The following is a 20,682-nucleotide window of genomic DNA, read 5'->3' on the forward strand; positions in this document are numbered from 1 at the left end:
GCCACCCGGCCTGCCAGAGTGCTGTTTACCAGGGGCTGGCCTTGTAGTCCTTCAGGAACACTCCGTACTGGTCTTCGCCTTTTTCTCCCATGACAATGGGGTCGTAGACGCGGGCCGCGCCGTCCACCAGGTCCAGGGGCGCGTGGAAGCCCTCCTCCATCAGCCGGACCTTGGTGAAGTGCGGGCGTTCATCGGTGATCCAGCCGGTATCGACGGCCGTCATGAGGATCCCGTCGGTCTCCAGCATCTCCTGCGCGCTGGTCCGGGTCATCATGTTCAGGGCCGCCTTGGCCATGTTGGTGTGCGGGTGTCCGGGCCCCTTGTAGGCCCGGGAGAACTGGCCCTCCATGGCGGAGACGTTGACGATGTACTTGCGCCGGGCGGTGGACCGCTTCATGGCGTCCCGCAGCCGGCTGACCAGCAGGAACGGCGCGGTGACGTTGCAGAGCTGGACCTCGAGCATCTCCAGCGGGTCCACCTCGTCCACCACCTGCGTCCAGCTGTTGATGGTGGCGAGGTCCGGCACCAGGCCGCCGGCGTCGATGGCCGTTCCAGCGGCGATCCGCTCCAGGGACGCCGAACCGGTGGACAGGGCAAGCGACGTGACGGCGTCGCCGGCCAGGACCGGGTGTTCGGTGACGCTGCTGGCAATCGCGAGCGGGTGCTTGTCGTGCGCGTGGCCGAAGGTGACCAGTTCCGGGCCCCCATTCGCTGCCTCCAGGGCTGCGGGGAGCGGCTCGTCCTCGGCGTCGACCAGCGGCTTGTAGGCGTTGCCGGAGCGGCGCACCGTCTGGGCGGCGTTGTTGATGATGATGTCCAGCGGCCCGGCGGCATTGAGGTCATCGGTCAGGGCCATGACCTGCGACGGGTCGCGGAGGTCGATGCCCACGATCTTCAGCCGGTGCAGCCAGTCCCCGCTGTCCTCCATGGCGGCGAAGCGTCGCGCGGCATCTTTGGGGAAGCGCGTGGTGATGGTGGTGTGCGCGCCGTCTCGCAGCAGGCGCAGGGCGATGTACATGCCGATCTTGGCGCGGCCGCCGGTGAGCAGGGCGCGCCGGCCGGTGAGGTCGGTGCGGGCATCGCGCTTGGTATGGCTGAACGCCGCGCACTCGGGGCACAGCTGGTGGTAGAAGGCATCCACCTGGGTGTAGTGCTGCTTGCAGATGTAGCAGGGCCGGGACCTGATGAGGTTCCCGGCGATCTTCCCGGTGGCGGAGGGGGCGAGCTTGTTGCCGCGCGTCTCGTCGTCAATCCGGTCGGGCGCGGCGGTGGCTGTCTGGGCCAGCACGGCGCGGTCCGCTTCCGCGATCATGTCGCGCTTGGTGACGCGGCGGTGCCGCTTGACGGCCTTGAACATCTTGCCCGTGGCGCGCCGCACCGAGACGTAGTCGGGGTGCTCCTCGTCGTAGACGTGGATGGTGTTCAAAACCTTGAGGCAGGCCTGAATCTCTTCAGGCGTCAGATCGGCGGAGCTCATTGATCTGATTTTACAGCCTGTGGAGGGTCAGACCTGCCTCAAGGAAATCGCTTGAACAGGGGATTAGGAACGGACAGCCTGCTGCGGCGGGGAATCGACGCCGACGGACGCGGAGTGGACCTTGCCCACGTGCTCGGCAGAGCTGCGGATCTCGGGCCAGTTCTCGGTGGCGGCCTTTACGGCGTCCGGAACCAGGTGCAGGTTCGCCGCGGACAGCGCGCGCTCGGCTTCGTCCGGTTCCGGCACGGTCTGGTGCTTGGAGAGCACCGTGATGCCCGAGTCCGTCACCTTGAAGCCGCGGGCGCGGTCGAGCTCCGGGTCCAGGCCGATGGCCGCTCCTGCGGGGACCTTGACGTTCTTGTCGATGATGGCCCGGCGCACCACTGCGCCCTTGCCGATCGTCACGTTGTCCATAAGCACCGAGTCGATGACGCGGCTGGCAGAGCCCACGTAGACGTCGTTGGACAGCACAGAACCTTCCACGATGCCGCCGGAGATGACCACGCCGCTGGCCACGATTGAGTCAAGGGCCGTTCCCACGGTGTTGTTGTCGCCGCGGACGAACTTGGCGGGCGGGGAAATGCTCTGGCGGGTGTAGATGGGCCACTCGGAGTTGTACAGGTTGAACACCGGCAGCGGCGAGATCAGGTCCATGTGGGCGTCGTAGAAGGAGTCAATGGTACCGACGTCACGCCAATATGTCCGGTCGCGTTCGGTGGAGCCGGGGATGTCGTTGAGGGTGAAGTCGTAAACGCCGGCCTGACCCTGGTTGACGAAATAGGGAATGATGTCCCCGCCCATGTCGTGCTTGGTGTCCAGCCGTTCGGCGTCGACGTGGAGGGCATCCACCAGGGCGTCGGCGTCGAAGACGTAGTTGCCCATGGACGCGAGGAACTGGGTGGGATCTGCGGCCAGCCCGGGGGTAGAGGCGGGCTTCTCCACGAATGCCGCGATCTTCTGGGAGTCCTCCGGGTCCACCTCGATGACGCCGAACTGGTTGGCCATGTTCAGCGGCTGGCGGACTGCCGCCACGGTAGCCTTGGCACCGCTCTTGACATGCTGTTCGACCATCTGGGAGAAGTCCATGCGGTACACGTGGTCCGCGCCCACCACGACGACGATGTCCGGGTTGGCATCGTGGATCAGGTTCAGGGACTGGTAGATGGCGTTGGCGCTGCCCAGGAACCAGCTCTTGCCCACGCGCTGCTGGGCCGGAACGGAGGCAACATAGTTGCCGAGCTGCGTGGACATCCGCCACGTCTCAGAAATGTGGCGGTCAAGGCTGTGGGACTTGTATTGCGTCAGCACCACGATCTGCAGGTACCGGGAGTTGACGAGGTTGGACAGCGCGAAATCGATGAGCCGGTAGCTGCCGGCAAAGGGCACGGCAGGTTTGGCCCTGTCTGCCGTCAGCGGCATCAGTCGGTTTCCCTCGCCCCCTGCGAGGACAATGGCGAGGACTTTCTTTGTTGACGGCATGATCGCTCCTGTACGCCTTCGTATCTCCCCAAAAAATCCGGTTTGTCCGGACTTTCTTCACACTAGAACAGTTCAACCGTAACGACTACCTTGGGTAACGTGCGAATAGACATTGTGACTAAAGAATTCCCGCCGGAAATCTATGGCGGCGCGGGCGTCCACGTTGCCGAGCTGAGCCGGGTGCTGGCCAAGCATGTCGACCTGCAGGTGCGTGCCTTTGGTGCGCCCCGCGATGCCGACTACCATGGCGCGGCCGTGACCTCCTACTCGGTGCCTGAGGACCTGGGGGCAGCGAACGCCGCCGTGCAGACCCTGGGCGTGGACCTGCGCATCGTCCCTGACGTTGCCGGCGCGGATCTGGTGCATTCGCACACGTGGTACGCCAACATGGCCGGCCACCTGGCGTCCCTGCTGCACGGCATCCCGCACGTCCTCAGCGCCCACAGCCTGGAACCGCTGCGGCCGTGGAAGGCAGAGCAGCTGGGCGGCGGCTATGCCCTCTCCTCATGGGTGGAGAAGACCGCGTACGAGGCTGCGGCCGCGATCATCGCCGTGTCCGAGGGCATGCGCCAGGACATCCTGCGCAGCTACCCGGAGGTCGACCCGGCCAAGGTCAAGGTGGTGCACAACGGCATCGACGTCAGCCTGTGGAACCGCGACGAGAACGACGACGTCATCCGCACCCTGGGCATCGACCCCTCCCGCCCCAGCGTGGTGTTCGTTGGCCGCAACACCCGGCAGAAGGGTGTCCCGTACCTGCTGCGGGCGGCCGCCAAGCTCCCGGCGGACGTGCAGCTGGTCCTTTGCCTCGGCGCAGCGGATACCCCGGAGCTGGCAGCCGAGACCGCGCAGCTGATCGAGGAGCTGCAGAGCCAGCGCAGCGGCGTGGTGCTGATCGAGCGCATGCTGCCCCGCAACGAGCTCATCCAGGTCCTGAGCCACGCCACCGCCTTCGCCTGCCCCTCCATCTACGAGCCGCTCGGCATCGTGAACCTCGAGGCGATGGCCTGCGGCGCAGCCGTGGTGGCCAGCGCAACCGGCGGCATCCCCGAGGTGGTCAACCACGGCGAGACCGGCCTGCTGGTGGAGCTTGAACAGGTGACCGACGGAACCGGCACGCCGCTGGACCCGGAGAAGTTCGTCAGCGAGTTCGCCGCGGCCCTGACCGAAGTAGTGTCGGACCCCGAGCGTGCCCGCGCCATGGGCCAGGCCGGCCGCAAGCGCGCCGAGGAACACTTCTCCTGGGAGTCGATCACCCAGACCACACTCGACGTCTACCGTTCCGTCCTCAGCTAGCGCCAGCTGACAGAAAACCACTAAACGCCCGACGGCGGTGCCCCCTTTCGGAGGCACCGCCGTCGGGCGCTGTGCTGTTCAGCGGTTGCTGGGGGCGGCGACCGCAGGGCCCCCTGGCCGAGCGTGCGAGGTTAGGGAGCGGTTGGGGAGTGACTTCTCCGGCACCGGCGCTGTGCCGCTGGCGCGCTGCACCCGGTAGTAATCGCGTGCCTCGTCCTGGCGGACCTTTTCGGCACCGGTGGCGATGGCGGCGCGGAGGTGGGCCGGGCCGTAGCCGAAGGCGTCCACGAGGTCCAGCGCATGCGGGCGCAGCTTGACCAGGAGCCGGTTGATGTAGCCTCCCACTGTCCGTGCCCGCTGCATCGAGAGCCGTCCGTTCATCAGGTACCACGAGAGGTTGTTCTCGATCAGGGACAGCCCGAACAAGTCCCGAAGCCAGGTCAGCACGGCCTTGGTGCCCGGGTCGGTGACCTTGCCCAGCGCCTCGGTGAAGGCCTCCCACTGCAGGAGTTCGGCGTGCGCCCGGGCGGCGTCGATGAGCTCGTCCTGGTGCTGGTTGAACAGGGCGGACGCTTCGCGCTGCGGCAGCCGGCCGGCGCCCCTGAGGGCGGAGGCGGCTTCGGCAACCATCGTCTGAACGCGGTCGGTGAGCAGTGCGCGCTGGCTTTCCTCGTCGCGAAGGGCAATCGCGGCCTTCTGGACTGAGCCGCTGTCGGCCATGAACTGCGCCACCTGGCGCAGGCCGGTGCGGTGGACGGCGGTCCCCGCGGCCTGGTTGACCACATACCGTGCCAGCACACCGAACGTCGCGCTGCGGAATTCCTTGGCGTAATCGGCCAGCAGCCGCTTGGCCACCAGCTGCAGCAGCACGGTGTTGTCACCTTCGAAGGTGACATAGACATCGAGGTCGGCGCGCAGCGAGGCGAAGCGGTTTTCGATCAGGAACCCTGCACCGCCGCAGGCCTCGCGGCATTCCTGCAGGGTATCCAGTGCATGCCAGGTGCTCAGCGGTTTCAGCGCCGCAGCCAGGGTTTCCAGGTCCTGGCGGTCCTCGTCGGTATCGTGCGCGCCGGAGAAGACGTCGTCCAGCTTTTCCAGCAGCTGCTCGTGGGCAAAGCCCGCGGCGTATGTGGTGGCCAGCCGGGTGAAGAGCCGGCGCTGGTGCCGCTGGTAGTCCAGCAGCACCTCTTCCTCGACGGGGGACGAGGCGTTGAACTGCCGCCGTTCGGTGGCGTAGGTGATGGCCGTCTTCAGTGCAATCTTGGACGCTGCGACGGCGGCGCCGTCCAGGCTCACACGGCCCTGCACCAGCGTGCCCAGCATGGTGAAGAAGCGGCGTCCGGGGCTGGCGATGGGCGAGGTGTAAGTACCGTCGGCATCGACGTTGCCGTAGCGGTTGAGCAGGTTGGTGCGGGGGATGCGGACGTGGTCGAAGTGCAGCCGGCCGTTGTCGATGCCGTTGAGGCCGCCCTTCACGCCGTCGTCCTCGCCGCCTATCCCCGGCAGGAACGCCTTGGTGTCAGGGTCGCGCAGGTCCACGTAGAACGCATGCACTCCGTGGCTGACCCCGCGTGTCACCAGCTGGGCGAACACCACGGCGCCGAGGCCGTCGATGGCGGCATTGCCGATATAGTCCTTCCACGCGGCGCGGAACGGGGTGTGGATTACGAACTCCTGCGTGTCCGGGTCATAGGTTGCCGTGGTGGCGATGCTGGCGACGTCCGAGCCGTGTCCGGTTTCGGTCATGGCGAAGCAGCCCGGGATGTCGAGGTTCATGATGCCCGGCAGCCACTTCTCGTGGTGTTCTTCCGTGCCGAGGTGCATCACGGCAGAGCCGAACAGGCCCCACTGCACACCGGCCTTGATCTGCAGGGACGGGTCTGCGGTGACCAGTTCCTCGAAGCCGGCGATGTTGCCGCCGTGGTCGTCCGACCCGCCGAATCTGGCAGGGAAGGCGCGGTGGACGGCGCCGCTGTCCACCAGGTGCTTCAGCTGCCCGAAGGTGCGCGCCCGGTGTTCCGTGTGCGTCAGCCCCTCCGTTTTGTGGAGCTCACCGCGCGCCGCCAGGTCACGCGCCTGCCGGCGGACGCCGGCCCACTTTCCCAGGAGCAGCTCACCCAGGGCCGCGACGTCGACGGCGGGCGACGGACCCGCCGTCCCGGTTGCAGCTGCGTGGGTGGTTGTGCCCGCAGGGCGGTCAGCTACTTCAGTCATGTCGCTTCCTTCGTTGGTATTGACAGGTTCCGTGCTATTGAATGTCCGTGAGTTCCGGCGCGATGCCGACGCACAGCCAGTCGGTGATCTGGCGTGCCATGCTTTCCTGGTCCGGCTTGGCGGGGGAGTCCGGGCTGGCCAGCCACTGTTCGCCGGCGTTGCGGACCAGACCGATGGCGGCGTTGGGCCAGTAGCCGATGATGGATTCCCTGCCCTCGCCGAGATGGGACCGCATCGGCGTGGCGATCATGTCCGCGATGGCGTCGAAAAAATGGCCCAGGGCGCCGGCCGTCGTGATCGAGGTGGGGCCGCCGTCGGATTCCCCGGCGGAGTACCGGGTCACAAACGTGTAGACGTTGGGGCTGGTTTCAGCCATCTGCAGGTAGGCCGAGACCATGGCGAACAGACCCTCGCGCGGCGTCTGCGCGCTTTGTACCGCCTCCTTGATGCGCTGCTGCATCTGTCCCAGCACCACTTCCCCCACGGCCTGCTGCAGTCCGGCCTTGTCCCCGAAGTACCGGTAGAACACAGACTTCGACGTGCCGGCCGCGGCGGCGATGTCCTCCATCGAAGCATCGCTGCCGAGCGCGTGCACGGCCCGCCGGGCCGCCTTGATGAGTTCGCGCCTGCGTTCCTCCCGGTGCCCCTGCCAGCGGGAGGCGCGGCCATCCACCGCTTCCGAGGGGGTGCCGGCGCGAGGAGACGGAGGGGACTGGTTCACGATACCCAGCGTATCAGGTACGCTGGGTATCGATAACCAGCCGGATCAAAGGAGATAGCACATGCCCGTGGATCGTCAGCCCCAAGCCGTGCGGAAAGCCGTGGTGGTGGGCGGCAACAGGATCCCGTTCGCCCGGACAGGCGGCGCGTACACCAAGTCGTCCAACCAGGACATGCTCACGGCAGCACTCGACGGCCTGATCGCCCGCTTCGGCCTGCAGGAGGAGCGAATCGGCGAAGTGGCCGCGGGCGCCGTCCTCAAGCACTCCCGGGACTTCAACCTGACGCGCGAGGCGGTCCTGGGATCGGCGCTGTCGCCGGAAACTCCTGCCTACGACCTGCAGCAGGCCTGTGCCACCGGCCTGGAAACAGTGCTGGGCCTGGCCAACAAGATCAGGCTCGGCCAGCTGGACTCCGCCATCGCGGGTGGTGTGGACTCCGCCTCGGATGCGCCCATTGCCGTCAGCGAGGGCCTTCGCGAGGTGCTGCTGGACCTCAGCCGTGCCAGGACGCTCCCGCAGCGGCTTCAGATCCTCGCCCGTCTGCGCCCCAAGGACCTCGCCCCGGACGCGCCGAACACCGGAGAGCCCAGGACCGGCCTGTCGATGGGTGAGCACCAGGCCCTGACCACGGCGCAGTGGAACATCTCCCGCGAAGCACAGGACGAGCTCGCCCTCAACAGCCACCGGAACCTCGCCGCCGCCTATGATGCCGGGTTCTTCGACGATCTCCTCACGCCGTACCGCGGGCTCACCCGCGACTCCAACCTCAGGGCCGATACCAGCGCCGAAAAGCTGGCGTCGCTCAAGCCCGTGTTCGGCAGGAGCCTTGGCTCGGAAGCCACCATGACGGCAGGGAACTCCACGCCGCTCACGGACGGCGCCTCAACGGTGCTGCTCGCTTCGGAGGAGTGGGCGGACGGGCATGACCTGCCCAAGCTCGCCACCGTCCTCGATGGCGAGGCGGCCGCCGTCGATTTCGTCCACGGCAAGGACGGGCTCCTGATGGCACCGGTGTTCGCCGTCCCGCGCCTGCTGGCGCGCAACGGCCTCACCCTGGACGACATCGACTTCTTCGAGATCCACGAAGCCTTCGCCGGGACGGTGCTGAGCACGCTCGCCGCCTGGGAGGACGAAAAGTTCGGCCGCGAGCGCCTCGGGCTGGACGGTGCCTTCGGAAAGGTCGACCGGTCCAGGCTCAACGTCAACGGATCATCGCTTGCAGCCGGGCACCCGTTCGCCGCCACGGGCGGACGCATCGTGGCCACGCTTGCCAAGATGCTGCATGAGAAGGGCAATGCCGGAGGACGCCCCGCCCTGGGACTCGTGTCCGTCTGCGCCGCGGGCGGGCAGGGCGTCGTCGCGCTGCTGGAGGCGTACACGGAAGGCGACACCCCGGGGGATATCCATGACTGACACCTACGCACGGCTGGTGAACCGCGGCCTGGGACGGGATCTGGCCCGGAAGCTCGGCCTTCCGCAGCCGGCCGAACTGCGGCGCCACCGGCCGGGCCGGCCCCTGATCGACGGGCCGGTCCTGGTTGGCGGCTCCGGCCCCGGTGCTGACGGGATCGCCACGGCGCTGCTTTCGTGGGGACTCGATGTCCGCCGCCACGCCGTGGCCAAGGAAAGGCTCGGCGGCATCGTGCTGGTGCTCGACGCCGTCGAAACCCCCGGCGACCTGGAGGACCCGGTCCTGGCGGCGGCTGCGTCACTGCGCGACCTTGCCCCCGGCGGACGGGTGGTGACCGTATCACGCGTGCCCGGCGGCAGGCCGGCTACGGCCGCCGCCCGGCAGGGCGTGGACGGGCTGCTGCGGTCCCTGGCCAAGGAGCTGCGGGCCGGAGCCACCGGAAACGGCATCCTCCTTGCCGAGGACGTCAGTCCCACAGCCCCTTCTGCCCTGGGCGCGCTGCGCTTCTTCCTTTCCGGCCGGTCAGCGTTCGTGGACGGCCAGTTCATCCGCGTCACGTCCGCGGAAGGCAGCCTGCCCGACGACGCCGACTCACCGCTCGCGGGAAAGGTCGCTGTGGTGACCGGCGCGGCCCGCGGCATTGGCACGGCCATCGCCCGGACGCTGCACCGTGACGGCGCCACGGTAGTGACCGTGGACGTTCCCGCGGCCGGGGACCACCTGGCGGAGGTTGCCAACGGGATCCGCGGCACCGCACTGCAGCTGGACATCACGCGCGACGACGCCGGGCAGCGAATCATCGACCACGCAGTGCACCGCCACGGACGGCTCGACATCGTGGTCCACAACGCCGGCATTACCCGGGACAAACTGCTGGTCAACATGGACCCGTCCCGGTGGGGCTCAGTGATTGAAGTGAACATTGCTGCCCAGCTCCGCATCAATGAGGCGCTCCTTGCCTCGGAGCACTTCCGTTCAGCGCCGCGCATCGTGTCGGTGGCCTCCACGAGCGGAATTGCCGGGAACCGCGGGCAGACCAACTATGCGGCATCCAAGGGCGGGGTCATGGGCATGGTCCGGGCCACCGCACCGCTGCTGGCCCAGTACGGCGGTTCGATCAATGCCGTGGCACCCGGATTCATCGAGACGGAGATGACGGCAAGGATCCCGTTCGCCACCAGGGAGATTGCCCGGCGGCTGAATTCGCTGCAACAGGGCGGCCGGCCGGAGGACGTTGCCGAGGCCATTTCCTTCTTCGCGGGCGACTCCGCCGGGGGCGTTTCCGGAGAGGTGCTGAGGGTTTGCGGTCAGAACCTGGTGGGGGCATGACCGGCACCCAGGCCCTCATCCTGGGGGAGATGCCGTCCCTCTCCAAGCTGTACGTGAACGCGGCGGCCACGGCCGCCCGCCGCAGGATCCTTGGCTCCCATGCTGACGGCGTGCTGCCCGCCGTGAGCCACGAAGTCCGGGGCGTCCGGGCCGACGTCGAAAACCTCACGGCATACCAGCACCTGCTGGGGGAGACCGCAAGCGACGTGTTGCCGGCGGGGTTCATCCATGCACTGGCGTTCCCTGTGGCCATGAGCGTCATGAACCGCGACGATTTTCCCTTGCCCCTGCTGGGGATGATCCATCTGCGCAACGTGATTGAGTACCGCAGGCCGGTCAGGTTCACGGAACCGCTGGACATTGTGGCCAGGGCGGAGACGCTCCGGGCGCACCGCGCCGGAACCCAGGTGGATATTGCGGTGGAGGTGCGCGCCGCCGGTGACAGCGCCGCATGCTGGTGCGGCGTGTCCACCTATCTCGCCAAGGGCGTGTTTCTGCCCGGCATCGACAAGGCCTCGGCGGCAGCGGCGGCGCAGGGCTTTTCCGCACCGGATCCCACCGGGCTTTGGGAGCTTGGCGTGGACACCGGCCGCGCGTACGCTGCCGTGTCCGGGGACTTCAACCCGATCCACCTGAGTGTCCTTTCCGCCAAGGCCCTGGGCCTGCGCCGGTCAATCGCCCACGGCATGTACCTCGCGTCGCGGGCGCTGGCGGACGTGGGCGCGGCCAAAGGCGACGCCTTCCGCTGGGACGTGGGGTTCGAGGCTCCGGTTTTTCTGCCCGCTCGGGTGGCGCTGGACATTTCGACGGCGGAGTCCGGCGACGGCGGCTGGCTCCGGTCCGACTACGTGGCCTGGAGCCAGCGGTCCGGCCGCAAGCACTTCAGTGGATCGGTGGCTGCCCTGTAGCCGTCTGCTGCTGTACCGCGGGCTGTGCTGCAGCTCTGCAAGGATGCCGGGCCGGGCTACTTGCCGTTCGGGTTGGCCACCCGGAGGATGCGGTGCAGGCTGAGCAGGATTGACCCTGCAGCGCTCGGCGCGCCGGCCCCGTTACCTTCCGCGGCGGTGCGGTCCTCGAGGGAGGCGACCGCCGCATGGGCCGCCTCGAACAGCTCGGCCTGCCGCTCGGCGTCGTCCTCCTCCGCCGAACGGAGCACCTCACCCACGGCAGAAAGAGCCTCGGCGAGCGGCTCGCTGTACGGTAGGGGGATGGTGAAGGGCATATCCTCACTCCAAATGACGTCGGCCAGCACCTGGGTCATGTCCTGGATGTGGAAGGTGATCTGCTCCAGGTCGCGGACGCTGCGGTAGTCCTTGTCCACGTCGCGGGGGTGGAAGCGGCGCCGCGGGTTGGCCTCCCTGCTGGCGTCGGCCTTTTCCACTGCGGCACGGACCGAGCGGGCTGACCGGGCCAGGTCCTCGGACCGGCGAGACCAGTCCTCGTGTTCGGGCGGCCATTTTTCATGCATGGCGGCACCCATGTCCTGCAGCTGGCGGGCAAGCGTTAGCCGCAGCTCCGCAAGGCTGAGGGCGGCAGCGTTGAAGTGCAGGGGCGGGAACACCAGGAGGTTGACGGCGATGCCGACGGCGACTCCGACGCCCATCTGCACCAGATAGCCGAACGAAAAATCATCCGGGTTCTGTCCGCCGACCAGCAGCACCAGCAGGGCCGCCGTCGGAATCCAGTCGCGGCCCGCGCCCAGGCGCGGCAGCCCCGCCAGCAGGACACCGAGTGCCACGACAGCACCCACAGATACCGGCGTGGCACCCAGACTGAACAGCACAAAGGCCAGGGCTATGCCTGCGCCCAAACCCACTAGGGTCTGGAGGCCCTGGCGCATGGATCCTGAAACGTTCTCGTACATGGCAACCAGGGCGCCAAGCGGGGCGTAGTAGGCGTAGTGTGCGGCGGCAGCGGGCATCAGGGGAGCGATCCAGAAGGCGATGCCCGCTGCGAGTCCCGCCTTGGCCGCCAACTGCAGGCGCGGCGCGGCGAGCGCGCGCGCGACGCTGGCGGCCACGGAGCGCCAGGTCCTCCGCGGCCAAGGATCGCGTGCCATCATTTTTTCAGCCATGGCGGAGTGGGCTAAGCGGCCCCATGTCCGGCCGCCACTTCCTCGCCCGCCTTGACCGGTCCCGGCGGAGTGCCCTCTCCGAAGGGGCTCCCGCCCAGCGACTCCCTGCCGTGTGGCGTCAGCCAGCCGGACAGCTCGGGGCCGGCCGGGACGATCTGAGTGGGATTAATGTCCTCGTGCACGATGTAGTAGTGCTGTTTGATCTGCACGAAGTCGATGGTGTCCCCGAAGCCGGGCGTCTGGAACAGGTCCCGGGCATATCCCCACAGCGCCGGCATTTCGCTGAGCTTATTCCGGTTGCACTTGAAGTGGCCGTGGTAGACGGCATCGAAACGTGCGAGCGTGGTGAAGAGCCGGACGTCCGCCTCGGTGATGGAGTCGCCCACCAGGTATCTCTGGGCGGTCAGCCGCTCCTCGAGCCAGTCCATGGCGTCCCACAGCCGCCTGTACGCAGCATCGTAGGCCTCCTGTGATCCGGCGAAGCCGCACCGGTAGACACCGTTGTTGACCTCCGTGAAGACGCGCTTGTTGACGCTGTCGATTTCCTCGCGCAGGTGCTCCGGGTACAGCTGCGGAGCGCCGGGGCGGTGGAAGGCGGTCCATTCCGTGGAGAAGTCCAGCGTGATCTGGGGGTAGTTGTTGGTCACCACCGCGCCGCTGGCGACGTCCACGAGGGCAGGAACCGTGATGCCGCGGGGGTAGTCCGGGAAACGGCGGAAGTAGGCTTCCTGCAGGCGCTCGATGCCCAGCACGGGGTCCTTGCCGTCCGGGTCCAGGTCGAAGGTCCAGGATCGGGCATCGTGGGTGGGGCCGGGCTGGCCGAGGCTGATGGCGTCCTCGAGACCCAGGAGACGGCGGACGATGACGGTGCGGTTGGCCCACGGGCAAGCCCGCGCGGCGATCAGCCGGTAGCGTCCCGGCTCCGCCCGCCAGCCTGGCTCACCGTTCGGCCCGGGGGTGCCGTTCCGGGTGATGCGGTCCTCGATGTAATTGGTGTCCCGGTTGAACTCGCCGCCCGTGACATAGGCGCCCTTTGTACTAAGTTGATCGGTGCTGTCCTGACCCTTGCTTTGTTGATCCGCGACTTGTTGTTCCATGCTGCGGGGCTCCGCGGCATGCAGTTCCCTGCTGCGCGGTTCCCCTGCATGGCGTCCCCTGTGTGCTTCGACTGTGCTGGTCTTCTCACTCATGGCACCAGACTATGTTGCCGCCCCAAAGACCCGCGACATCGGCAGCCAGGCAATCACCCAGCAGCCCGCCACCACCAGGGAGAACAGCGCGATCCAGACGCCGGACGGCACGGCGGTGGCGCGGTACAGGACGTAGGCGTCGGAGGACCGCAGCTGGTCGCGGCGCCGCACGTGGACATTGGTCAGCTTGAACAGGTCCCGGACGGCGGCAACCAGGAGGGCGAGGCCCAGGATGATGGCCACGTGGCCGGTGAACGCGGCGGGCACATTGATGATCATGGCTGCCACCGCCACCACGGCGCCCAGGAGGATGAGTACGCCGGCGGCGTTCCGGATGAAGATCAGCGAGGCCAGCAGGACCAGCAGCCCGGCAGACATGGCGGCCGGGCCCCAGCCGCTGAATCCGGCCCACACGAGCGCGGCACCGGTCACGCCGGGAACGGGATAGCCCCAGAAGCCTGACCACACGGCGGCGGCGCGTCCCCGGGTATAGGACGTGGTGGTGCCGCCGTGGTTGAGCTGCAGGCGGATGCCGCCCAGCCGCTGTCCGCTGGTCAGGGCGGCAAAGGCGTGCCCCAGTTCGTGGGTCACTGTGGCGAGCAGGCCGAAGTAGCGCCACGTGGCTCGGGGGACGGAGAGGACCGCCGCAATGAGCACCACGGCCAGGAGCTCGGTGACGGTGACTGCGGGGACAGCGGTCTGGGTGAATCCGGCAACCACCCGGTCCCACCATTGTTCGGGCAGGGACGGGCCGGGGACTTGCACATAAACCATAGGAATCTAGGCTACAGGGGCTTGCCTTGCTTCAGGAGTGTGGCCTTTCGGGCCCGGTTCACAGGCCGGGCAGCGTGGGGGGATCCTCCGTCAGGGACGACGCGTCGTCGGGAACCACCAGATCCAGCATGCTCACCACGGGGGCTTCGCCCATCGCGACAAGGAGCTCATTGATTGACATCTGCCCCGCAAGTTCACCGGGTTGTTCCTCTTCCATACATAGAACATATGTGCGAAAGCGGCCGGCAGCGGAGAAGGACACGCGGCAAAAAGCTGATCCGGGGCACCGTGGGGCCCGGACAGTGCGGGTACCAACACTTTGCTGGGTTCTGGCAGTGCAGTCCGGCCGGGTCCACGATTGAGGTACACACTGATCCCGAGAGAAGGACATCATGACCACGCTGAAGGAACGTCTCCACGGGGACGTCGTTGCACATCTGAAGGAGCACAACAAGGTAGCCCTGGGCACCGTGCGCAGCGTCCTGGGCGAGATCGAGACCCGGGAGAAGTCCGGCAAGACGCCGGTGGAGCTGGACGACGAGCAGGTGACCGCCCTGCTGCAGAAGGAGGCTGCGAAACGGCGGGACACCGCCCGCATCTACACCGAGGCCGGGGAACCGGAACGGGCAGCAGCGGAAGTCGCCGAAGCCGAGGTGATTGAGGCTTACCTCCCGAAGGCGCTCTCCGCCGCCGAGGTGGAAAGCATCGTGGACGAGGTGATCGAGGGTCTGCGGGCGGACGGCACAGAGCTTTCGGTGCGGCACATGGGCGCTGTCATGAAGCCGGTGGCAGCCCGGGTGGCCGGCCGATTCGACGGAAAGGCCGTGAGCGACATCGTCCGCCAGCGGCTCGCGTGAGCAGCTCAATTTCCTGCCGGTCGCCACTGTCCCTCAATCGACACCATCCTTCAATCGACACTGTCCGGCGATGGGAGGACGATTAAGGTACACCAACTGTTAGGAGGTCGGTGATGTGCTATTCATCGTGTGAGGGATGGCGGAATTACAGGAAGGAAGCGGCGAAGGAGGCCGAGGGACGTCCGGAAGCAAGGCCGGCCGAGACCCCTGAACCCCAGGTGCAGGCAGAGGAAAGCAGGATGTGGGCCTACCTCGCCCGGCTGGAGGAAACCGCTGACCGTGAGCCTGACCGCATCCGCGAGAACGCGTAGGCACAGCAAAGAAAGGCCCCGCCGGTGCGGGGCCTTTCTTTTCGGCTCCTGTTCCTTCTGCCTTCTGCCCTTTTGAGCCCTGCTCGTACCGCAGCCTGCTACAGGAGGCCTGCCGCTATGTCCTGACCGATCCGGCGCAGCAGGGCGGTAGACAGCCCGGGATCCCTGGCAGAGTTGCGGTCCGTGTACTCCGCCAGCGTGTAGACCCGGCTCAATGACATCTCGGCCCAGCGCTCCTTCTGGAGAAGGGACCTGCCTGCCACCGCGATGATCGGCCGGCCGCCCGAACGCCGGGCGACGGCGGCAGGGAGTTTGCCGGCCAGGGTCTGTTCGTCGATGCTGCCCTCGCCGGTGATAACGACGTCGCAGCTGTCCTTGCGGGTGTTGAAGTCCAGCAGGTCCAGGAAGTAGTCCGCACCTGACACCTGCACCGCCCCCAGGAGCAGGCAGGCGAAGCCGAGTCCGCCCGCGCTGCCGGCTCCGGCGTGTTCCGCCAGCCTCCCGGCGTCGGGGTTGCCGGCCTCCGACAGCGTGCCCACCAAGTGATTCAGCCCGTTCTCGAGGACCGCGATTTCCCCCCGCCCCGCACCCTTCTGCGGCCCGAAGACGGCGGGGGCCCCCTGGGGGCCAAGCAGCGGATTGTGCACATCGCTGGCCATGACGAGCTCGACGCCGGCCAACCCCGGAATGGTGGTCCGCTCGATGGACCGGATCCGGCCCAGGGCTTCGCCGGTGCCGTTGAGCTCATGTCCGGCAGCGTCACGGAAGCGGTAGCCCAGCGCGGACAGCATGCCCATGCCGCCGTCCGTGCTGGCACTGCCGCCCAATGCGAGGACCACCCGGGCGGGCTTGAGGCCAAGGGCGAACAGGACCGCTTCGCCGAAGCCGCGGCTGGAGGCATTCAGCGGGTCCAGCTCGCCGGCCGGCAGGAGTGCGAGGCCACAGGTGTTGGCCACCTCGACCACCGCTGTGGCGCCGTCGAACGCGATGTCCGCCCGGACGGGCCGGCCGGCGGGACCGGCCACGGTGACGCTGTGGCGGGTAAAACCGGACGTGACGGCGGCCTCCACACTGCCGTCCCCGCCGTCGGCCAGCGGAAGCAGTTCGCAGTGCACCGCGCCGGCCCTGCCGGCCACGTCAGCCGCCGAGCGGAGCCCTGCGGCCAGGGCGGCGGCCACCTCAGCCGCGGTAAGGCTGCCTTTGAACTTGTCGGGTGCGATCAGGGCCCGCACAGGAGCCGGAACGGTGGCGTTGTGCATGTCAGACGGATTCCGAATAGGCGGGGCTGCGGTCATGGGCGGTGTCCGGCGTGCGGTGTTTCGCATCTTCGGGCCGGGCTGCGTGGTGGCCGTACTCGGTCGGGTCCTCGTCGATGTGGGTGACGCCGTCGGCATGGACGGGATCCTCGGCGGGCATGGGCTCAACAGTTTCCCCGGCGAAGACCCGGCGTGCGCGGTCGGCGTCCAGGGTGCGGTCCCACCAGGCGATGAAGAGCGTGGCAACGGCGTTGCCGGTGAAATTCACCAGGGCACGGCACTCGGACATGAACTTGTCGATCCCGAAGATGAGCATGATGCCGGCGGCGGGGATGGTGCCGAGCGTGGTCAGCGTGGCCGTCAGGGCAATGAAGCCGCCGCCTGCCACGCCGGCCGCACCCTTGGAGGTCAGCAGCATCACGGCGAGCAGGCCCAGCTGCTGGCCGATGGTGAGGTTCGTGTTGGTGGCCTGGGCGATGTAGAGCGCGGCCAGGGAGAGGTAGATCGCAGCACCGTCGAGGTTGAAGCTGTACCCGGTGGGGACAACGAGGCCCACGGTTTCCTTCTTCACGCCGGCATGCTCAAGCTTGCTGATCAGTCCGGGCAGCGCCGGCTCCGCGGTGGAGGTGCCCAGGATGAGCATGTATTCCTCCTTGAGGTGGCGGATCATCGTGAAGATGTTCAGCTTCAGGAAAGCCATGATCGAGCCGAGCACGATCACCACGAAGAGGATCGAGGTGGCGTAGAAGAGGGCAATGAGGCCGCCCATGCTGGTGAGGGACGAGACACCGAACTTGCCCACGGCATAAGCCATCGCTCCGAAGGCGCCGATGGGGGCGGCCTTCATGATGAAGCCCAGGATCTTGAACATGACCGCGGTGAGGCGCTGCACACCGTCGAGGACAGGCGCGCCCACCTTGCCCATGGCGTTCAGGGCGATGCCGAAGACGACGGCGATGAATATGATCTGCAGGATGTCGCCCTCAACGAAGGGCGCCGCGATGCTGTTGGGAATGATGTGCGTGAGGAACTGCCACCACTCCTGGTGCTGGCCGGCGTCGATGAGCTTTGCCGCGGATTCGGAGGTCTTGATGGTGCTGGCGTCGGCGTTGACACCGTCTCCGAGGCGGAAGATGTTGATGGCCACCAGGCCGAAGGCCATGGCGCAGATCGTGCCGATCTGGAAGTAGGTGAGTGCCTTCAGGCCGGTCATCCCCACCTTTTTCAGGTCGGCGACGCTGGCGATGCCGCCCACGATGGTCAGGAACACGATCGGGCCGATGAGCATCTTCATCGCGTTGACGAAGGTGGTGCCGATGGGTTCCATGGCGATGCCGGCGGCCGGGGCCAGCCAGCCGAGCAAAATGCCGAACACAATGGCTGTCAGCACCCAGAAGTACAGCTGCCTGTACCAGGGTGTCTTGCGGGCCGGCGTTGCCTGGCCGGCGGTGGTGGTGTGGTCCATGATTCCTACCTCGTTGTGGAATATCTTTGGAGAAAGTTAGGGAGCGAACGACAGCGGCCGACTGGCCGCCGTCGTACGTTGTACGAGAGCAGCGCTAGACGGCCGCAAACGAGTGGGTCAGCGCCGCGATGATTGCTTCGGTGACGTCGTCCGTGGTGGATACGCCGCCGACGTCGCGGGTCAGGTGCCCGGAGCCGGTGGTCTGTTCGATGGCTGCTTCAACGCGGCGCGCCTCCTCGTGCAGGCCGAAGTGGTCAAGCATCAGGGCTGCGCTGGCGATCGCGCCGATGGGGTTGCTGATGCCCTGGCCGGCGATGTCGGGCGCTGAGCCGTGGACGGGTTCGAACATGCTGGGGAAGCGGCGCTCGGGGTTCAGGTTGGCGCTCGCGGCCAGGCCGAGGCTGCCCGCCAGGGCCGAGCCGAGGTCGGACAGGATGTCGGCGTTCAGGTTGGACGCGACGACGACGGACAGGTCCTCGGGCTTGAGGATGAACTTGGCGCTCATGGCGTCCACCAGGACGCTTTCGGTCTGCACGTCGGGGTAGTCCAGGGCCACGCGCTTGAAGGTTTCGTCCCAAAGGACCATGCCGTACTGCTGTGCGTTGGACTTGGTCACCGAGGAGACCTTCTTCACGGTGCGGGTCCGGGCGAGGTCGAAGGCGAACCGCATGATGCGTTCGCAGCCCTTTTCGGTGAACAGTGCAGTCTGCAGGGCGACCTCGTTGCCCGGGCCGCGGCCGCTGAGGTTGCGTCCGCCCAGGCCCGCGTATTCGCCTTCGCTGTTCTCGCGGACAACCACCCAGTCGAGCTCGGTGTTGTCGGCCTTGCGGAGCGGGGACTGGATGCCGGGGAGGAACTTGACCGGCCGGATGTTGGCCCACTGGTCGAAGTTCTGGGTGATGTTCAGGCGCAGGCCCCACAGGCTGATGTGGTCCGGGACATTTTCCCAGCCGACGGCGCCGAAGTAGATGGCGTCGAAGTCCTTGAGGGTGTCCAGGCCCTTGGGGTCCATCATCTGGCCGGTCTTTTCGAAGTAACCGCAGCCCCACGGGAATTCGGTCCATTCGAAGGCGAATTTGCCGTCGGAGTTCGCGGCCAGCGCGTCCAGGACGCGGCGGCCGGCCGAAACGACTTCCTTGCCGACGCCGTCTGCGGGGATTGAAGCGATGCTGAATGTCTGGGTGGCGCTCATTGCGTTCCTCCTCGTTGAGTGTGTTGGCAGGGTCACACTGCCTTCCTCTTCAAGTAGAGGCCACGCCGGTTGAATGCGTCCAAGACCAAGATTCGATTCGGCAGATAGGTCCAGCCTATGAGTCGGTGCCTGCATGCCCGTAGGCCACGTGCCGTTCGGCGACCTCGAGGAAGGCTCGGGCGGCAGGTGTCAGGCCGTCCTTCCGGCTCAGGATTGCCACGTCCAGGTGGGAGACGGGTTCGATCTGCAGAGTGCGAAGGCCGGCCTTGTGAGCGGTGGGCGCCCAGGACGACGGCATGACGGCGTGCCCGACGCCGGCCAGTACCAGGGGCAGGATCGAGGTCCGGTGTGCGACCTCGATGACGATTTCGGCCTTGACGCCGTGGGCCAGTGCGTCGTCCACGAGCCAGCGCATCAGTGATCCGCGCTGGCTGGCGATCAGCCGGTGCCCGTCCAGGTCCTCCCGCTGGATGGTGCTTCCAGCCGGGAATGAGTCCGCCTGCGGGTTGACGATAAGGATCAGCGGCTGGCGCTCCAGGTCCAGGACGTTGACTCCCGGGACACGGATGGGGCTGGAGGAGCCGGCCAGGCCGATCTCGGTGCTGCCGCTGCGGACAGATTCGATGACCTCCTCCGGCGTGAAGGCGGCGCTGACGTTGAGGCGGACCTCCGGGTGCAGTCCGGTGAACGCCGCGGTCATGGACGTCAGAGGCTCGATGCCCGGGGAGGGCATGGTAATGATGTCCAGGCGGCCGCTGCGCAGGCCGCGCAGTGCCTGCACGGCGGACCGGGCGGCGTCCAGGTCGCGCATCACCAGCCGGGCGGGGCCTACGAGTTCCTTTCCGGCCTCGCTGAGGACTGCCCGGCGCCCGATCCGGTGGAACAGCGGCACACCCAGTTCCTTCTCCAGGCTGGCAATGGTCTGTGACAGGGACGGCTGGGCGATGAGCAGGTGCTCGGCCGCGCGGTTGAAGCCGTCGTGGTCAACTACCGCAAGGAAATACTTCAGCTTCCGGGTGTCCAAGCTGGCTCCTTTTCCGGTCCGCTTTGCTGGTTGCGCCGGACCTGGCCCCCGCAGCCCGTCCTGGGGTGGAAGCTGCCTTCCGGAGCCCTGATAGCTTACGCCTATCAGCGGCCGCGGGCTGGCATACTCTGAACATGGCCGTCACCTTCGAAAGCACCACGCGGACAACCCTCGGCATGACCGAGCTGTTTGACCTCTCCCGAAGCATCGACGCGCACAAGGACTCGATGGCCCGGTCCCGGGAGGAAGCCGTTGGAGGCGTCACGTCCGGGCTGATCTCGCTGGGGCAGGAGGTGACCTGGCGGGCCTGGCACTTCGGGCTGCCGATCCGCATGACGAGCCGGATTACGGAAATGCAGGCACCCCACTACTTCGTCGATGAACAGGTCCGGGGCCCGTTCCTTCGCTTTCGCCACGTCCACGAATTCAGGGCAGACCCGTCCGGAACCGTCATGGTGGACCGGATCGACTTCGCGGCGCCGTTCGGACCCCTGGGGCGCCTGGCGGAGAAACTCTTCCTGGCACGCTATCTCCGCCAGCTCATCGAGATTCGCAACCTGCACCTGACCGCGGGATCACGGGCTGAGTGATGCTCCCGGCGGTCAGGCGCA

Annotated in this window: 19 protein-coding genes; 7 read left to right on the plus strand and 12 right to left on the minus strand. The window is 67.2% G+C overall.

Annotated elements, in window-relative coordinates; all coding sequences use genetic code 11:
* Nucleotides 1-25: 25 nt before the first annotated feature.
* Together ACFVTE_RS20830 and glgC are read right to left on the minus strand one after the other, a co-directional pair.
* On the minus strand, nt 26-1,477 hold the full coding sequence (locus ACFVTE_RS20830) for an SDR family NAD(P)-dependent oxidoreductase (protein ID WP_387103831.1): 1,452 nt from the start codon (nt 1,475-1,477) through the stop codon (nt 26-28).
* Nucleotides 1,478-1,540: 63 nt separating this feature from the next.
* Nucleotides 1,541-2,956, minus strand: a complete 1,416-nt coding sequence (gene glgC, locus ACFVTE_RS20835) for a glucose-1-phosphate adenylyltransferase (RefSeq protein WP_387103834.1) — start codon at nt 2,954-2,956, stop codon at nt 1,541-1,543.
* Nucleotides 2,957-3,055: 99 nt separating this feature from the next.
* Between glgC and glgA the strand changes: the two genes are divergently transcribed.
* Nucleotides 3,056-4,252 carry a glycogen synthase gene (gene glgA, locus ACFVTE_RS20840; RefSeq protein WP_387103836.1) on the plus strand — a complete coding sequence of 399 codons (1,197 nt, stop codon included), beginning with the start codon at nt 3,056-3,058 and terminating at the stop codon, nt 4,250-4,252.
* A gap of 78 nt (nt 4,253-4,330) precedes the next feature.
* On the opposite strand, the gene ACFVTE_RS20845 is transcribed toward glgA, so the two are convergent.
* Both ACFVTE_RS20845 and ACFVTE_RS20850 read right to left on the minus strand, forming a co-directional pair.
* Nucleotides 4,331-6,466 (minus strand): acyl-CoA dehydrogenase, encoded by a 2,136-nt coding sequence (locus ACFVTE_RS20845; protein WP_387103838.1) that lies wholly within the window; start codon nt 6,464-6,466, stop codon nt 4,331-4,333.
* A 34-nt stretch (nt 6,467-6,500) separates the two neighbouring features.
* On the minus strand, nt 6,501-7,187 hold the full coding sequence (locus tag ACFVTE_RS20850; protein WP_387103840.1) for a TetR family transcriptional regulator: 687 nt from the start codon (nt 7,185-7,187) through the stop codon (nt 6,501-6,503).
* A 61-nt stretch (nt 7,188-7,248) separates the two neighbouring features.
* Between ACFVTE_RS20850 and ACFVTE_RS20855 the strand changes: the two genes are divergently transcribed.
* Genes ACFVTE_RS20855 through ACFVTE_RS20865 form a run of 3 tightly spaced genes read left to right on the plus strand, consistent with a single transcriptional unit; the run spans nt 7,249 to nt 10,836 of the window.
* Nucleotides 7,249-8,601: an acetyl-CoA C-acetyltransferase gene (locus tag ACFVTE_RS20855; RefSeq protein WP_387103843.1), complete on the plus strand. Its 1,353-nt coding sequence runs from the start codon at nt 7,249-7,251 to the stop codon at nt 8,599-8,601.
* Nucleotides 8,594-9,928, plus strand: a complete 1,335-nt coding sequence (locus ACFVTE_RS20860) for a 3-oxoacyl-ACP reductase (protein ID WP_387103845.1) — start codon at nt 8,594-8,596, stop codon at nt 9,926-9,928. Before ACFVTE_RS20855 ends, ACFVTE_RS20860 begins: the two co-directional genes overlap by 8 nt.
* Nucleotides 9,925-10,836: a MaoC family dehydratase gene (locus tag ACFVTE_RS20865; protein WP_387103848.1), complete on the plus strand. Its 912-nt coding sequence runs from the start codon at nt 9,925-9,927 to the stop codon at nt 10,834-10,836. Before ACFVTE_RS20860 ends, ACFVTE_RS20865 begins: the two co-directional genes overlap by 4 nt.
* Before the next feature lie 56 nt (nt 10,837-10,892).
* Here ACFVTE_RS20865 and ACFVTE_RS20870 read toward each other — a convergent pair whose 3' ends face one another.
* The 4 genes from ACFVTE_RS20870 to ACFVTE_RS20885 form a co-directional block, all read right to left on the minus strand.
* Nucleotides 10,893-11,948 carry an aromatic acid exporter family protein gene (locus tag ACFVTE_RS20870; RefSeq protein WP_387103851.1) on the minus strand — a complete coding sequence of 352 codons (1,056 nt, stop codon included), beginning with the start codon at nt 11,946-11,948 and terminating at the stop codon, nt 10,893-10,895.
* A gap of 65 nt (nt 11,949-12,013) precedes the next feature.
* Nucleotides 12,014-13,099, minus strand: a complete 1,086-nt coding sequence (locus tag ACFVTE_RS20875) for a glutathione S-transferase family protein (protein ID WP_387103937.1) — start codon at nt 13,097-13,099, stop codon at nt 12,014-12,016.
* A gap of 102 nt (nt 13,100-13,201) precedes the next feature.
* Nucleotides 13,202-13,966: a M50 family metallopeptidase gene (locus ACFVTE_RS20880; RefSeq protein WP_387103854.1), complete on the minus strand. Its 765-nt coding sequence runs from the start codon at nt 13,964-13,966 to the stop codon at nt 13,202-13,204.
* Nucleotides 13,967-14,024: 58 nt separating this feature from the next.
* Nucleotides 14,025-14,183: a hypothetical protein gene (locus tag ACFVTE_RS20885; protein ID WP_387103856.1), complete on the minus strand. Its 159-nt coding sequence runs from the start codon at nt 14,181-14,183 to the stop codon at nt 14,025-14,027.
* A 175-nt stretch (nt 14,184-14,358) separates the two neighbouring features.
* Between ACFVTE_RS20885 and ACFVTE_RS20890 the strand changes: the two genes are divergently transcribed.
* Nucleotides 14,359-14,823 (plus strand): GatB/YqeY domain-containing protein, encoded by a 465-nt coding sequence (locus ACFVTE_RS20890; RefSeq protein WP_387103858.1) that lies wholly within the window; start codon nt 14,359-14,361, stop codon nt 14,821-14,823.
* 113 nt (nt 14,824-14,936) lie between these two features.
* A complete protein-coding gene (locus tag ACFVTE_RS20895; RefSeq protein ID WP_306923678.1) occupies nt 14,937-15,134 on the plus strand; it encodes a hypothetical protein in 198 nt (65 codons plus the stop codon).
* A 98-nt stretch (nt 15,135-15,232) separates the two neighbouring features.
* On the opposite strand, the gene ACFVTE_RS20900 is transcribed toward ACFVTE_RS20895, so the two are convergent.
* From ACFVTE_RS20900 to ACFVTE_RS20915, 4 genes are all read right to left on the minus strand, one after another.
* A complete protein-coding gene (locus ACFVTE_RS20900) occupies nt 15,233-16,393 on the minus strand; it encodes a glycerate kinase (protein ID WP_387103861.1) in 1,161 nt (386 codons plus the stop codon).
* A 1-nt stretch (nt 16,394) separates the two neighbouring features.
* A complete protein-coding gene (gene dctA / locus ACFVTE_RS20905) occupies nt 16,395-17,855 on the minus strand; it encodes a C4-dicarboxylate transporter DctA (protein WP_387103863.1) in 1,461 nt (486 codons plus the stop codon).
* A 94-nt stretch (nt 17,856-17,949) separates the two neighbouring features.
* Nucleotides 17,950-19,047 carry a tartrate dehydrogenase gene (locus tag ACFVTE_RS20910; protein WP_387103866.1) on the minus strand — a complete coding sequence of 366 codons (1,098 nt, stop codon included), beginning with the start codon at nt 19,045-19,047 and terminating at the stop codon, nt 17,950-17,952.
* 115 nt (nt 19,048-19,162) lie between these two features.
* Nucleotides 19,163-20,071, minus strand: a complete 909-nt coding sequence (locus ACFVTE_RS20915) for a LysR family transcriptional regulator (protein ID WP_387103868.1) — start codon at nt 20,069-20,071, stop codon at nt 19,163-19,165.
* Between the two features lie 134 nt (nt 20,072-20,205).
* On the opposite strand from ACFVTE_RS20915, the gene ACFVTE_RS20920 reads away from it, so the two are divergent.
* Nucleotides 20,206-20,661 carry a cyclase gene (locus tag ACFVTE_RS20920; protein ID WP_387103870.1) on the plus strand — a complete coding sequence of 152 codons (456 nt, stop codon included), beginning with the start codon at nt 20,206-20,208 and terminating at the stop codon, nt 20,659-20,661.
* Nucleotides 20,662-20,682: the final 21 nt, after the last annotated feature.

It is taken from the genome of Arthrobacter sp. NPDC058097 (assembly GCF_042884885.1).
Classification (GTDB): Bacteria; Actinomycetota; Actinomycetes; order Actinomycetales; family Micrococcaceae; genus Arthrobacter.